This is a genomic window from Vibrio sp. PNB23_22_6 (assembly GCF_052877535.1).
On the sequence record NZ_JBNFXP010000004.1, the window covers coordinates 176,958 to 191,567 of the forward strand.

Here is a 14,610-nt window from a genome sequence, read left to right on the forward strand (position 1 = left end):
ACTTACTTCATTAATGGCGTTGGTGATGCTGGGAACTCGACTCGACCTTGAATCATCCATTCCTTGTTGTGGGGTTGAAGCTCGACGAACCAAGGGCCTTGGATCGACTCATCCGCAGCTAGACGATAATTGCCTTTTGCATCTGCCGTCAATAGCTTGGTGAAATCACGATCTGGCAGAGTGCGGTGTGTAAATGTCGCCATCAATGCGGGGAAGTGAGGCAACTTGCCTTTAACCAAGCTAATAACAATGGTGTCATCACCAGAAGAAACCGTCGCGTTGAGACCAAGATCACGAGCAACGTTCATTTTACTGATGTCGATATTGATGCCTTTACCTTTTTTATAGTAATCCTCAGCGACCAACGATACCGAGTTGCTAGCGAAAACGACAACGGTGACGATTGTCCATACAATGACAGTAAGAGGAAGGATGATCAGGAACCACGGCCAGAATTGTTTATACCAAGGCTTTACCATAAAAATGTTCTCAACAGCTAAATGAAAAATTGTAAGGCTTTAAATTTAAAGGAAAGACAGCCCCTATAAAAGGGGCCGTTATTGAAATGTTACTTATTATCAGAGTTGCTTAGGCTCCAGACGTAAGCCGAAACCAGCTGAACCTTGTCTTCACCTAGAATGTCCTTCCAAGCTGGCATTACACCGGAACGACCGTTCATTACCGTTTCAGTAACGTCTGCGCGAGAGTCGCCGAATAACCAATATTGGTCAGTCAGATCCGGCGCACCAACAGCAGGGTTACCCTTACCGTCAGTACCGTGACACGCCGCACATACGACGAAGCGGGCTTTGCCGGCAGCAGCTTCACGTGCGTTAACTTTACGGCCAGAAAGACTAAGCGTGTAGCTTACGACTTCTTGAACACCTTGTTCGCCAAGTGCATCTTTCCAACCCGGCATTTGACCGATTCGACCTTCCATTACCGTAGTAACAATCGCTGCAGGTTCACCACCATATAGCCATGCATCATCGGTTAAATTAGGGAAACCTTTTTGACCACGAGCATCAGAACCGTGACACTGAGAACAGTTCTGTAAGAACAAACGCTGACCAACTTTGATTGCTTCTGGATCTTGCGCAATTTCAGGAATAGGGCGCAGACCGTCAGTATTATGTGCAAGTTTGCGGAATGCTTCGCCAAAATATGCATCAGCATCATCCAGCTCTTTCGCATACTGGTTTAGTTGTTTGTTTTCTTGCGCGCGCGCGATGGCTTCTTTTGACTCTTCCAACGTACGAACAGTTTGATCTGAACTTTGCCAGTTTAGGACACCTTTAAAGTTGCCTAGTCCTGGGAATAGGGTCAGATAGATAGCTGCAAACACGAAAGTGCTCACAAATAGGTAAGTCCACCACTTAGGCAGTGGATTATTAAGCTCGCGAATACCATCGTACTCGTGGCCCATGTCTTCCCCTTCCTCGACGCCCATTTTATCTTTAGCGCACCAAGTCAAGAGGATCGCACAGCCTACTAGCGTACCGACAGTAATCACGATAATCCAGAGACTCCAGAATGTAGTCATTACTTCTTCACTCCTTGGTTATTTGAGGTCGTTTGTTCTTCGTCAGCAAACACCAAGTTAGCATCTTCTTCGAAGCGCGCTTTGCGTTTCTTACTGAATGCCCACCATACGATGCCCATAAAACTAGCGAAGAGCACAACGGTATAAATACTATGAATTGTACCGAAATCCATATGACCTCCTTACTACATTGCATGACCAAGAGACTGAAGGTAAGCGATGATTGCATCCATCTCTGTTTTACCTTCGACATCTTTAGCCGCATTCGCAATTTGTTCATCTGTGTATGGAACACCGAACTGGTTGCGGAACACTTCTAGTTTCTTCTGCGTCAGCTTACCGTCTAGTCCATTCTCTTCTAGCCATGGAAAACCAGGCATGTTTGACTCTGGCACGAGTTCGCGTGGGTCAATTAAGTGAACGCGATGCCACTCGTCAGAGTAACGTCCACCAACGCGAGCCAAATCAGGACCAGTACGCTTAGAACCCCATAGGAATGGGTGCTCCCATACGCTTTCACCAGCGACAGAATAGTGGCCATAACGTTCAGTTTCGGAACGGAATGGACGGATCATCTGACTGTGACAAACGCTACACCCTTCACGGATGTAAACATCACGACCTTCCATTTCCAGAGCGGTATAAGCACGTAGGTTTTCAACGGGCTCAGTCGTTTGCTTTTGAAAAATCAGAGGTGTGATTTCAACAAGCGCACCCCAACTGATGGCAAAAACGATGAAAATAGCCAGCAAGCCGACATTGCGTTCAAAGATTTCGTGGCGATTATTCGAATTATTACTCATTCTTTAATCTCCTTATGCCGGTTGAGGGATAGCTTTTAAGCTTTCTTTAGTCGCAGTTACCGTCTTGTACGTGTTGTATGCCATCAGGAACATACCTAACAAGAAGATGAAACCGCCTAGGAAACGTACGAAATAGAATGGGTAAGACGCTTCTACTGACTCGACAAAGCTGTAAGTCAATGTCCCGTCAGAGTTCACAGCTCGCCACATTAGGCCTTGCATCACACCGGAAATCCACATCGCAACAATGTAGAGAACCGTACCGATCGTTGCTAACCAGAAATGCACATTGATCAAACTAACAGAGTACATGCGCTCTTGGCCAAATAGACGAGGAACTAGGTGATACACAGAACCAATAGAAACCATAGCAACCCAACCTAACGCACCAGAGTGAACGTGACCAATGGTCCAATCCGTATAGTGAGAAAGGGCATTTACCGTCTTGATTGACATCATTGGCCCTTCAAACGTAGACATACCGTAGAAAGACAACGAAACAATTAGGAAACGTAGAATAGGGTCGTAGCGAAGCTTATGCCATGCGCCAGACAGCGTCATAATACCGTTGATCATACCACCCCAGGACGGAGCGAATAGAACCAAAGACATCACCATGCCTAGAGACTGAGTCCAGTCAGGTAACGCGGTATAGTGTAGGTGGTGAGGACCAGCCCAAATGTACAGAGAAACCAGTGCCCAGAAGTGAACGATAGATAAACGGTAAGAATAAACAGGGCGTTCAGCTTGTTTAGGAACAAAGTAATACATCATACCTAGGAAACCAGCGGTCAGTAGGAAACCTACCGCATTGTGCCCATACCACCATTGAACCATAGCATCCACTGCACCGGCATAAATCGAGTATGATTTACCGAGAGAGACAGGAATTGCCATACTGTTCACGATATGAAGTATTGCTACTGTAATGATAAAGGCACCGAAGAACCAGTTAGCCACATAAATGTGAGAAGTATTACGCTTAACGAGTGTTCCAAAGAACACCACCGCGTAAGATACCCATACAATCGCAATAGCGATATCAATTGGCCATTCCAACTCAGCATATTCCTTACCAGAGGTAATACCTAAAGGTAAGGTGATTGCTGCAGCAAGGATGATTGCTTGCCAACCCCAAAAGGTGAAGGCAACGAGTGGGCCACCAAAAAGACGCGTTTGACAGGTACGCTGAACAACATAATAAGATGTTGCGAACAGAGCACTTGTACCAAACGCAAAAATTACCGCATTAGTATGCAGCGGACGTAAACGACTGTACGTCAACCACGGCGTATCAAAGTTTAGCTGTGGCCAAACTAATTGAGCGGCAATCAAAACACCAACAGCCATACCAACTATGCCCCATAAAATGGTCACGAGGGTAAATTGGCGAACGACTGTATAGTTGTAGTTTTGTTCAAGCTGCTTTACTTGGCTCATTTGCATGCTTCCAATTTCTAATTAACTACACTTCACTTCCAACACGACTTTCGTCGTAACACCACCCAAGTAAACTCAAGAATTAAAGTGTTATGATAACTTTTTTCTATTGCTGACTTTAATAAAAAGTGGCATTTTCAGCCAGGCACTATACTTGAATTAACAATTCAATGACAGAGTAGTAACCTTACTAAGCCTCTGGAATTCAAGTTTTATTTAAAAAGTTTGAAGTTTGTAACAAGGATATTAGGAATTATGCCTGCACAAAAGTTAACAAAGGCGCGACTTGCACAAATCTTAATCATGCTCAGTCTTTTAGTTGGTGCCTTTTTCTGGCGCACCTTTACTTATGAAGCAAGCAGCATTGTGGATTGTTCACAAAAACAGCGATGTGATGTAACAATTGGACTTGAAAAAATCATAATAAACAAAGCTACTGACGGATTTTCGATCGAAAGCTCAGAAAGTGACAGTGTGAAAGTTGATCTAAATCAATCCGGTGAGTTTATTGTTATTGATGATAACCATCACAATGTTGCCTGGAGTGATATTTCGAAAGAAAGAGTGATTCATTTCAAATCAAGCAAAAATATCATCGAAGTACAATTATAAATCAGATCTGCCCCGTATTAATTGTGGATTTTATGCACAATTAATACGTTCTTAGGTAGCAGTAAATTATAACAGTGGTATAACAGTAAAGTAGAAAAAATAATAAACGCGTATGCACTGCCAAACCACATTTACCTATATAACAGACGAACATTTAGCGATAGCAAAAATTCACTCAGAGCTTAATGCGGCCAATTTATGTCATCTCATCTGCTACTATACTGAGGAGTATGACTTTACAGCTATTCATGAGGCAATTCTAAAGTACTTTCCCGATATCTCTTTTCACGGCGCCAGTTCGTGCCAGGCAATCATGACCAATAGTGGGTATCATAAGGGGCCAGTGATCGCGGCTTTAGCGATTTTTGACTCGGGACAGTACGCCTACGGTACTGGAATCGCGACTTATAACACGAGTATAAAAGCAAGTGTAAATAAGGCATTGAACATGGCGTTACACCATGCGGAATGTCCCGGCGAAGTCCCTAATCTGATTCTGTTGCACTCGACTCCTGGCAAAGAAGAAGAGATCATCGAGTACATAGATAACCGATTTGGCACTTTAGTCCCCATCATAGGGGGCTCTGCTGCCGATAATCATATTGAGGGAAACTGGTCAATTATGACCACTCAAACCTATGAACAAAGCGGGGTCAGCTTAACGTTATTTTACTCATCTCAACCGGCTGCGATTGCTTTTAGCGCTGGTCATTCACCGACAGAGTTGGGCGGTATCGCGACTAAAACACAAGGTCGCTGCATACTAGAAATTGATCACCAACCCGCGCTTGGGGTCTATCGTAAATGGACCAAATATCACGAACAGCATTTAGCAAGAGATAGCTTCCTCTTTACTAACACCAGTGCGTATCCATTAGGACGTGTCGCGGGGAATTTATATGGTCGACCATACTACAAACTCTCCCATCCAGTAAGAGAAACCGATGATGGTGGAATTGAACTATTTTCCGCTGTCAATGAGGGAGAGGCGCTCACCCTGATGCAAGGAAGCCGTGAGCAACTGATTGCCAGAGCGGCGAGGGTGGTTAGCAGCGCATTTAATCAAAAGTTGGAAGATTCGCAAAAAATAGGCGTGATTAATATCTTTTGTGCTGGATCTATGTTGCACTTAAAACAAGACATAAATGCTGTTTGTGATCAAATTAACCAAGAACTCGACAATCTACCATTTATATGTCCATTCACCTTTGGTGAGCAGGGGCGATTCATAGGTGGTGAACATGGACATGGAAACTTGATGATTTCATCAGCTATTTTCCACAAACCTTATGAAAAATAAACACTCAGAAATATTTCAACAAGAAGCGTTGCAAGAGGCATTAGCCGAACTCAAGCACACAAGGCAACGAGAAAAACAGCTCGCAGATGAAAACCGAGCGATCCTATCAGCCATCTCTGCGATGAGTGAAGCTCGAAACCGAAACGAGATATTCACAGGCCTAATTACGATCCTTAAAAAATATATTAACTTCGATGATTTTGTTGTCATAACGCGTGAAGAAAGTAGACAAGATTTTGTCACGCTTATCTCGACGAATAGTGTTTTTGAAGACGTAAGTTGGTTACAGGGTAACACGTTTAATAGGGTGATCAATGGAGACTGCATTTTGGTGTTTGAACCATTGAAATTAATGGAGTTGAGTCATTTCAATCGCTTTATTCAAAATCATGTAAATTCGGTGATATTGACGGGCATTTGTTCAGAAGTTACTCAAAATATTATCCTGCTTATTGGGGGACAAAAAGGGCATTTCAGCCTCGAACACAAAGAAACCCTGCAACGATTTAGCCCATTGATTGAAAGAGCGGTTATCGACATCGAAACCAAAGAAAAGTTACAACGTATTGTTGATATTAGAACATCGGAGTTAGCGAAAGCACGAGAAGAAGCTGAGAAAGCTAACCATTCTAAATCTGAATTCTTAGCCATGATGAGCCATGAAATACGCACGCCACTAAATTCAGTATTAGGCATGTTAGATGTCTTAAAGCAATCAACGCTACGTAATGACCAATCCAAAGTGTTAGATCAGATGGAGTGCTCTGCAGAACTGTTACTAGCAATCATAAGTGACCTTCTTGATTTATCCAAAATCGAAACGGGCAGTTTCCAACTCAGCGAGCAATGGACAAATCTTAGTGACACTGTCACGTTCGTCATTTCACAACAAGAACAAGTGGCTAAAAGTAAGGGTCTGAATTTTAAGATAAGTTGTAATCTAGATAACAACACTCAGTATTGGATTGATTCAACACGAGTGTCTCAGGTTTTATTTAACTTAATTGGAAATGCAATTAAGTTTACGGACCGTGGACATGTCGGTGTATCAGTAGCGCAAGCCGGTGGTGAACTGTTGATCTCAGTTACTGATACAGGGATAGGTATTTCACAGTCAAAGTTAGAACATGTCTTTTTTGCATTTCACCAAGCTGACAACTCAATCACACGTCGATTTGGTGGTTCTGGGCTTGGGCTCGCCATTACAAAACATTTGGTTGAAATGATGCGTGGCACGATCAGTGTAGAGAGTACGGAAAATGTTGGGTCACATTTTAAAATTCGAATCCCGGTATTAACGCGTAATAACCAAAAGTTCCCAGTCAAATTCGAAACAAATAGACCATCAAAAACAAAGAATATTCTCATTGTTGAAGATACCGAATCAAACCAACTCGTCATCAAATTAATACTTAATAAGCTAGGCCATCATGTTTACATTGCGAATCATGGAGCGAAGGCCATAGAGCTCTTAGATGAGAACAGTCAAAGTATCGATATGATTTTAATGGATATTTCGATGCCGGTGATGGATGGTATAACAGCAACAAGATTAATCCGAAATAAAGGAATTGAAATTCCCATTGTAGCGCTTACAGCTCATGCATCAGAAAGCGACAAGAACACATGTTTGCAAGCAGGAATGGATGGTTTCGTTTCTAAACCAGTTCGTAGACAAGATATCTACAAAGCAATTCAGTCATTATTTGAAACCGCGTAGCGCATTAATATAGATCTTAACAATCGATAGATTATTAAGATCTATATTAAGTATTTTATGGTAAATAGCGATTATGTTTAATGGTATACATAGAAACCCCTTAATTTTTAAATCTGAGAGGGATAGGAGCCTAACCAGGTAATAAATACGCATACGTGTACATCATATTTAACATAACACATATAATGCGCACTGAGGAGTTGGTTGTTAACAAAGGCTAACACTTTGATTGTGACTTTTGTAAGTGCACGATATCCAAGCTATAATTTTTATTTTGTGAATGTCTATAACCCAAGTGACTTGTACTATCTCTGACGATTGTTTTGTGCAATCTATGAAAAATGACCAAATCCCCGATCGCAACAGCTAAGGTTCGGCTTTTCTTTAGGCTTCATTTGATGCTAAGAAAAAATGATGTTTGAAGTCCGTCGAGGTCAATCGATATGCCCAGGTATCGACTCCCTGTCCGCTGTGTAAATCGTTATTCATCTGGGCATGAAACCTTGTTGCAGGTTTTAAACGTTGTCATCGTCATCACGGTTTCGTACATCAGTTTTTATACATTTTTCCTTGTGATACAGCCAAGCAAAAATCGCAGTAGTAAACACTAAAAAGCTGACCAGTATATTCGCAACCCAAGAATCATGTTGTAATGGAAGTCTTAAGACAGTTGCAGTCACCATCGCGGAGGCTACATAGATAGCTAATAATCTTTTATTCACTATTTCTTTTCTTGTAATTCATTTCGCTTCCATACGCATAAGCCTCAAGAACCATACCGAATGCTTTACGTCAACAACGTGACACTGTAATAAAATCAAAATGCCAGTGTCATTTTTCCTGGTGTGGTGGCTCGAATCGCTTTTAGCGCCTCAGCCGATATCTGCACGTTGGCAAACCAGAATGGCTTGTGTCTTTTATAAATGATATCGCTTCTTGCTAGCCCATCATAAATTGCATATGCCCTAGCCTGCGCTAATGCTGCCCCGTAGTCACTGCGCTGTGCCACTGGTATTTGGTCTAGATCCTCCAATACCGCTGTCTTAATGTAAGACGAAATTGCTTGTTTAGTAAAATAAATGTGATGTTAATGCCAAGATTCACGCGTTTGCAGTGACAGCTCTCTGAATCCTAAGTTGTAAAGTCACTTAGGGTCGCTTCACTTTATCCTTTCGACGAAATGTGCAAGCGAATGTATTTTTCTGGAATGGTATAGCGGTAACACTTTCCTATTTTTATTTTGGACTTTACGTATTTGCACACAGAGCTGTCTCCACTTCCTCTAACTTTTGTTATACAGGCTTTCTTGCCTTTGTGTTCCATTTCAATCATGACATCACAATAACCATGGTATTCGTCAAACCTTTTATCGACGCTCTTTTGTAGTTTTGTTTTGATCTTTCTAGCCAATGGATTGGTTTCAGCGTCATCGGCGTAGCTTACCGCACTCAACAAGATAAACACTAAAATTGTGACAACGTAGCGCATTGGTTTTGTTTTCTCTATTACTATCAACCTTGATTTCAAGGTTACCGATTTAACGGATATAAAATAGAAACGGGACGCAATTATGCGTCCCGTTTAACAGTGCTACGTAATGGATATGTAACCTAAGCGCGTTTTTTATCTTTGTTTGTCTTAAAACCTTGATGAGGAAAGACATTGCGTATTCTTTGCTGAACCTTTTTAGGCACGTCCTTTGAAAATGCCAATCGCATTCCTGTACGTTGACTATAGACCTTCATTTCACCGTTAAATGGATCGTGTTCGGCGATATCTTGCAAATTGTGTTTAAAAGATGGAGGTAGATGGCCTTTCACTTTAGACATGCGTCCGTTTTCAAAAGACACTTTGAGAACGGGCCTATCAACCGCGATAAGCCAAAAGATAACAACTGCAGCAATCAATATTACATATAGCATTTTGTTACTCCCTAGCTAGATAATAACTTACTCAAATCTTCCTTAATCGATGTTACCTTCTGGCTGGCTTTTTCACTTCTTGATGCTTCAGATAACAAATATTCGATAGCATCCGACAAAGTACAACCAAGCTCGTTCGCTCTGTTGGACAGCTTCTCCCACACTCGGTAATCTAAGTCGATGGATTTCTTTTTAGTGTGAACTTGTTCAGCATTGAAATGACGCTTTCGTTTTGCACGAATCGCTTGCTTAAGCTTATTCTCAAGTGCTTCTGACATGTGGTTGTCGATCCAAGTAAGTACGAGCGTTGGTTCATGTTCTAACTTACGTAGTTCATTAACTGCCGCATCTGCTTCACTGGTATCTATATGTCGCGTGATCGCTTCACCATCTTTCCACTTTTTGATCAGATATTTCCATTTCCAACCACATTCCAAATTTTCAAGTTGCTGATATTTCATCCTTTCGACCCTTAAATCTCTTCTGGTGACAGCGTAACCCAACTGGTCAGATTCAGCAATTAAAAGTCATTAAAGTATCGATATGGATCACTGATTTGTCGATATTTCAACCTATGTCATATTCGCCCCATTTTCATTACGTAAATTCGGACTAGGGAGTTATTCGTCATTTCGCTATAATGGCGTCAATATTGAATTACGATGAACTTTAATGAACCAACTTAACTGGCAAGACGTCACCCCCTCTTTTGAACAGTATGAAGCACTCTTAAGCTCCACGTCATCAATCGCAACGAAAACATTCTGTGATCTTCAACCTCGATTGGTTGCGACGATAACGCGTTTTATCAACATTAAAGGCTTAACTCGCATTTTATTAGTGAACTGTACTGACAACTCTGTGTATAGAGGCTTTATTCGAGATACCGTCAAAAGTGGATCTGTTGGGCCAGTTATTATCACCGAGTCTTTAGATGCTAAGGCACTATTCGACCGCTTTTGCGTGAACAAAGATGGGCAAGTATCGATTGAGTCTGGTCTACTTTCACAAGCGGATGGCGGCTATTTGATTGTGCCTGCCAATTTGATTTTAGCAAATGCCGCACATTGGCCAAGTATAAAGTCTGCAATTCAGGGGGCGCCATTCCATCCACTAAATATTACCCCTAGTCGCCTTCCTAGCTCACAAGTTGAAGCAAAACAGTACGATATTAAACTCATCATTACCGGCGACCGCAATCAACTAGCGGAAATCGAATATGTTGACGACGATTTTTCTGCCGGTTTAACCATGTATACCGAGGTAGAAGAAGATATCCACCTGTCTGAGAACAACCTTGAACAGTATATTGGTTTCGTTCATTGGATTTGTAATCAATATCAACTACCACCGTTGGATGATACTGCGTTCAAAAGGTTGATGTTGGCGGGTATGCGTTTTACTGAAGACCAACATTACCTGCCTCTTGGCGTGTTGTGGCATAACCAACTTCTTGGGCTGGCAAGTCAATATACACAAAATGACGCCATTGATTTTGATGCTATCGATAAAGCGATAGATGACAAATATTATCGCGAATCTTATCTACCGCAGCGCGCTGTGGATGATATCCGTGATGGTCAGGTGATCATCGAAACGACAGGCGAACAAATTGGTCAAATCAATGGCTTAACTGTGATTGATATGGCTGGACACCCTGTCTCTTATGGTGAGCCTGCTCGAATTTCTTGTGTTATTCACTTTGGTGATGGTGACGTGTCTGACGTTGAGCGCAAAGCTGAGCTGGGTGGCAATCTACACGCTAAGGGCATGATGATCATGCAAGCGTTTGTTAGCTCGGCACTCGATCTTGATGCGCCGCTACCCTATGCTGCCTCTATTGTTTTTGAGCAGTCGTACAGCGAAGTCGATGGCGACAGTGCCTCTCTTGCCGAACTTTGTTGTTTAGTTAGTGCATTATCGGAAACCCCGGTTAATCAGCAAATAGCCGTAACCGGTGCCGTTGACCAATTTGGCCGTGTTCAAGCCGTTGGTGGATTGAATGAGAAGATTGAAGGTTTTTACCAAGTTTGTAAGCATCAAGGCTTTACGGGTGAGCAAGGCGTCATTATGCCAAAAACAAACCTAAAGCACCTTGCACTGCACAAAGAAGTGATCGATAGCATCAAAAATGGTGAGTTCCATATTTGGTCAGTATCCACGGTTGATGAAGCTATCCCATTGTTGATGAGCAAACCATTCCGAGGTGAAGACGACAGCATCATCAGTAAGATTGCGGAACGTATTGAAAACTTTGAAAGACATGAACATCCGGAAGGAATTGTGGAGCGCATCAAAAACTGGTTTGTCTAGTACTGATCGGAGTTGTTTAGCGTACACGTGTTCACTAACATGCATCTATCAAAAATTGGAGTAATTGATAATGCAAAACAAACGTGATTCTTATAACCGTGATGATCTTCTAGCCTCTAGCCAAGGCGAGCTTTTTGGTCCGGGTTACCCGCAGTTGCCTGCGCCAAATATGCTGATGATGGATCGTATTACCAAAATGTCAGAAACGGAAGGTGATTTTGGTAAAGGCTTGATCCTTGCGGAATTGGATATTACTCCGGATCTTTGGTTCTTTGACTGCCACTTCCCTGGTGACCCTGTAATGCCTGGTTGCCTTGGCCTGGATGCAATGTGGCAACTTGTTGGTTTCTTCCTTGGTTGGGTTGGCGGCAAAGGTAAAGGCCGTGCTCTAGGTGTTGGTGAAGTGAAATTTACGGGTCAAATCCTGCCAACGGCGAAGAAAGTCACTTATGAGATCCACATGAAGCGCGTCGTAAATCGTAAGTTGGTTATGGGTTTGGCAGACGGTCGCGTATGTGTTGACGGTAAAGAAATTTACGTCGCGAAAGATCTGAAAGTGGGTTTGTTCCAAGATACATCTAGCTTCTAATTGCCCTACGCTGGTCAATATTTATAAAAGGCTCCATTGGAGCCTTTTTGCTATTTTGCATTTGTATATACGTTATGAACGTGTAAATACTTGGTCTAATTACCATGCTTAACTTGCAGAGAAGACTATGATTTTAGATCTAGTCACTGCATACCTTCGTCTTGAAGTGGCTTGGGTATGAACGCAGAAAAGGCTCTTAACGAGCCCTTTCGAATCCTTCTATTGTATGTGGAGAGTTATTTGTAGAGACCAGACTGTATTTCATCTCTGGCATCACGCCAACCACCTAACCAATACGACCGAGCGTCAACTTGCTGATAAGGACAGGCCTCTTGAGACCTACCATTCAAACCAGCCTTGTATCCTTGAGATTGAGCTCGTTCTAGGCGATCACGCTTTTGTCTCTTCATAGTTAATTCCTCATACAGGTCCATTTACTAACGTACATCTGTTTTGTGAAACTTTAATGGAGTTTTTATGACTCCAACTACAAGGATCGATCAGATTTTTGCTTTTCTCAAGGTATAAAAAAAGCAGAGGTCCATTTCTGTGAACCTCTGCTTGATTTGAAAATTACTGACTATTTTCTACGGAACCCAAACAGTCCCATTAGTGTCAAAGCCCAAAGACCAAGGCCAGCACCTTGACGCTCAGCCGCAGTTTGTTCAACAGGTCGCTTAACGATGTCTTCTGCTGTTTTATTTGCTAATGGTATTAGCTTAACTGCCACCACTTTCTCTGCATTCGCCTCTCCGCCTTTGCAAAGTGAATTGTGAGCCGTGGTGTCATAGCCTCCTTCACACATCGTTGCAGTCGCAGAAATAACGCCTGCGTCATTGATATCCGTTGCATCGACAATTCGGAACTGGTTGTTGTTGCCAGTAGCATCACCATCGTTGGTCAGGTTGTCGAGAAGCCATGCTTGGTTATCAAAAATAGCTCGACGATCTGGATCTGTGCCTGTGAAATCATATGGGTTGATGAAGCCACGCTTACGTCGTGCCTTACCGCCATCTTCACGGGTATTTTCCGCGTCTATTTGACCCACGATCTCGTTGTAGTTATTTAGCCCACCGATTTCACCACCTGCTCCAGGGAAGAAAATATCACCAGAAAGATATGTCGCTGATGGTGACTCAATATCTTTAATAACGAATAAACGGTTCGCTTGAGCACCATTTTCTGGCGTATTCAGTTTTGATTCGCCTACAGCAAGTTTGTTTTTGTTGATCGCTTCAATGACTGTGTTGGTAAATATGTAATCAGAACCATCGTCAGATCTTGCGCCCAAAACTTGTTTAGGCGGTTCCCATGTTAAAGTTTCGATAACACCGGGAGTGCTAAACTTGCCTTTATACACAGTAGCATCAAGGTAGTTACGATCCGAATCCCACGTATTGAAACCGACCGCATAGATTGAATCCCCCGCCTCTGAAACGACAAAATCACGAAGGCTACCTTGTGCTAGACGATCATCTTCAATAATTTTACCTGAAGGCCAATTAATCTGAGATACGTTACCATTTTGATCCCAAATCGCAGCTTTTGACGCGTAATTATTCCCGTAATCGTTACTTTGTGCGTAAGAAACGCTGCCTGAGATCAAGCCAGTTTTACTATCACTGCTCCAAGCCCGTACTTGAGCATAAGCGGTTCTGGTATCTTCAGGATTTAACTTTTCAAACTTAGGCTGTTCACCTGGGGCAATCGCTTGATTACCGGTTTTCAACTTCTCAGAGAGAGTATTCGCCTCAGTATTTAGTACGCTCTGATTACCGATGGGAACCACATTCTCGTCTAAAGCGTTAATGACATTATTATACTGGTTATCAAATGTCTGATCTTCAACAAATGCCAGCGCGACGGAATCTGTATTGAGCGTGTAACGAACTTGATTTAATGGCGCCCAAACACTCGAAGCCCAACTTTCACAGGTCTCATAACCCAAATTGAAAAAACAATACGATTCAAGTTCGTCATAATCTTCTAATGAGCGGAAACGTGGATCGGAGGCAAACGGAGCTTCCTCTCTAAAATTCACGCCGTCAATGGATTTACCAGCTAATAGTGAAGGAAGAGTGCGTCCATCAGACAGTTTTGTTGGGCGCGTTTCACCAGCCAAAGCGAACGTATCTTCGTTACAACCTGCACCGTTATCGAAACAGCCTAGTTTATAAGGCATTGTTTGATCGGTATCTTCAAACACGTTACCGGCTTGAATGGCAACGCCAAACACGGCTTTATCCGTTGTATCTATTGCATCAGGCTGAACCTCAACAACTTGATACAATGCTGCATTAGCGTTCATCGATGTACCCACCATCATAGCGACAGCGGTTAATTTGAATTTGTTACTACAATTCATGGA

At 42.5% G+C, this 14,610-nt stretch carries 16 protein-coding genes; 5 read left to right on the forward strand and 11 right to left on the reverse strand.

From position 1 onward, the window contains the following. Positions 1 to 2: 2 nt before the first annotated feature. From ACVA54_RS05380 to ccoN, 5 genes are all read right to left on the reverse strand, one after another. Positions 3 to 479, reverse strand: a complete 477-nt coding sequence (locus ACVA54_RS05380) for a FixH family protein (RefSeq protein WP_099077975.1) — start codon at positions 477 to 479, stop codon at positions 3 to 5. Positions 480 to 568: 89 nt separating this feature from the next. Further along, entirely contained in the window at positions 569 to 1,543 is a 975-nt protein-coding gene (gene ccoP / locus ACVA54_RS05385; protein ID WP_099077974.1) for a cytochrome-c oxidase, cbb3-type subunit III, read from the reverse strand. Further along, positions 1,543 to 1,716: a cbb3-type cytochrome oxidase subunit 3 gene (locus tag ACVA54_RS05390; RefSeq protein ID WP_099077973.1), complete on the reverse strand. Its 174-nt coding sequence runs from the start codon at positions 1,714 to 1,716 to the stop codon at positions 1,543 to 1,545. Before ACVA54_RS05390 ends, ccoP begins: the two co-directional genes overlap by 1 nt. Positions 1,717 to 1,728: 12 nt before the next feature. Continuing rightward, a complete protein-coding gene (ccoO, locus tag ACVA54_RS05395) occupies positions 1,729 to 2,346 on the reverse strand; it encodes a cytochrome-c oxidase, cbb3-type subunit II (RefSeq protein WP_446640054.1) in 618 nt (205 codons plus the stop codon). Between the two features lie 12 nt (positions 2,347 to 2,358). Next, on the reverse strand, positions 2,359 to 3,786 hold the full coding sequence (gene ccoN / locus ACVA54_RS05400; protein ID WP_172438038.1) for a cytochrome-c oxidase, cbb3-type subunit I: 1,428 nt from the start codon (positions 3,784 to 3,786) through the stop codon (positions 2,359 to 2,361). A 255-nt stretch (positions 3,787 to 4,041) separates the two neighbouring features. Here ccoN and ACVA54_RS05405 point away from each other — a divergent pair, with 255 nt between their 5' ends. The 3 genes from ACVA54_RS05405 (at position 4,042) to ACVA54_RS05415 (ending at position 7,418) form a co-directional block, all read left to right on the forward strand. After that, the gene (locus ACVA54_RS05405; protein ID WP_446645656.1) at positions 4,042 to 4,398 is read left to right on the forward strand and encodes a hypothetical protein; all 357 of its coding nucleotides are present in this window, start codon (positions 4,042 to 4,044) and stop codon (positions 4,396 to 4,398) included. 112 nt (positions 4,399 to 4,510) lie between these two features. After that, positions 4,511 to 5,698 carry an FIST signal transduction protein gene (locus tag ACVA54_RS05410; RefSeq protein ID WP_446596478.1) on the forward strand — a complete coding sequence of 396 codons (1,188 nt, stop codon included), beginning with the start codon at positions 4,511 to 4,513 and terminating at the stop codon, positions 5,696 to 5,698. Next, the gene (locus tag ACVA54_RS05415) at positions 5,688 to 7,418 is read left to right on the forward strand and encodes a response regulator (RefSeq protein ID WP_446608715.1); all 1,731 of its coding nucleotides are present in this window, start codon (positions 5,688 to 5,690) and stop codon (positions 7,416 to 7,418) included. The genes ACVA54_RS05410 and ACVA54_RS05415 overlap by 11 nt, the downstream gene beginning before the upstream one ends. An 817-nt stretch (positions 7,419 to 8,235) precedes the next feature. Here ACVA54_RS05415 and ACVA54_RS05420 read toward each other — a convergent pair. The 4 genes from ACVA54_RS05420 to matP all read right to left on the reverse strand — a co-directional run bounded on the left by ACVA54_RS05420 (position 8,236) and on the right by matP (position 9,801). Further along, complete coding sequence (locus ACVA54_RS05420; protein ID WP_446640648.1) at positions 8,236 to 8,451, reverse strand: hypothetical protein; 216 nt, start codon at positions 8,449 to 8,451, stop codon at positions 8,236 to 8,238. A gap of 131 nt (positions 8,452 to 8,582) precedes the next feature. Then, on the reverse strand, positions 8,583 to 8,906 hold the full coding sequence (locus ACVA54_RS05425; protein WP_119464254.1) for a hypothetical protein: 324 nt from the start codon (positions 8,904 to 8,906) through the stop codon (positions 8,583 to 8,585). A gap of 122 nt (positions 8,907 to 9,028) precedes the next feature. Then, positions 9,029 to 9,340, reverse strand: a complete 312-nt coding sequence (locus ACVA54_RS05430) for a DUF3634 family protein (RefSeq protein ID WP_099077964.1) — start codon at positions 9,338 to 9,340, stop codon at positions 9,029 to 9,031. An 11-nt stretch (positions 9,341 to 9,351) separates the two neighbouring features. Further along, positions 9,352 to 9,801, reverse strand: coding sequence for a macrodomain Ter protein MatP (gene matP / locus ACVA54_RS05435; RefSeq protein WP_099077963.1), 450 nt, complete (start codon positions 9,799 to 9,801; stop codon positions 9,352 to 9,354). A gap of 211 nt (positions 9,802 to 10,012) precedes the next feature. Here matP and ACVA54_RS05440 point away from each other — a divergent pair, with 211 nt between their 5' ends. Both ACVA54_RS05440 and fabA read left to right on the forward strand, forming a co-directional pair. Next, positions 10,013 to 11,653 carry a S16 family serine protease gene (locus tag ACVA54_RS05440; RefSeq protein ID WP_446649449.1) on the forward strand — a complete coding sequence of 547 codons (1,641 nt, stop codon included), beginning with the start codon at positions 10,013 to 10,015 and terminating at the stop codon, positions 11,651 to 11,653. A 70-nt stretch (positions 11,654 to 11,723) separates the two neighbouring features. After that, positions 11,724 to 12,242 carry a bifunctional 3-hydroxydecanoyl-ACP dehydratase/trans-2-decenoyl-ACP isomerase gene (gene fabA, locus ACVA54_RS05445; protein WP_010448008.1) on the forward strand — a complete coding sequence of 173 codons (519 nt, stop codon included), beginning with the start codon at positions 11,724 to 11,726 and terminating at the stop codon, positions 12,240 to 12,242. A 236-nt stretch (positions 12,243 to 12,478) separates the two neighbouring features. Here the strand turns inward: fabA and rmf are convergent, their stop codons facing one another. Together rmf and ACVA54_RS05455 are read right to left on the reverse strand one after the other, a co-directional pair. Next, a complete protein-coding gene (gene rmf, locus ACVA54_RS05450) occupies positions 12,479 to 12,652 on the reverse strand; it encodes a ribosome modulation factor (protein ID WP_099077961.1) in 174 nt (57 codons plus the stop codon). 170 nt (positions 12,653 to 12,822) lie between these two features. After that, the gene (locus ACVA54_RS05455; RefSeq protein WP_446649450.1) at positions 12,823 to 14,607 is read right to left on the reverse strand and encodes a DUF3466 family protein; all 1,785 of its coding nucleotides are present in this window, start codon (positions 14,605 to 14,607) and stop codon (positions 12,823 to 12,825) included. Positions 14,608 to 14,610 lie beyond the last annotated feature (3 nt).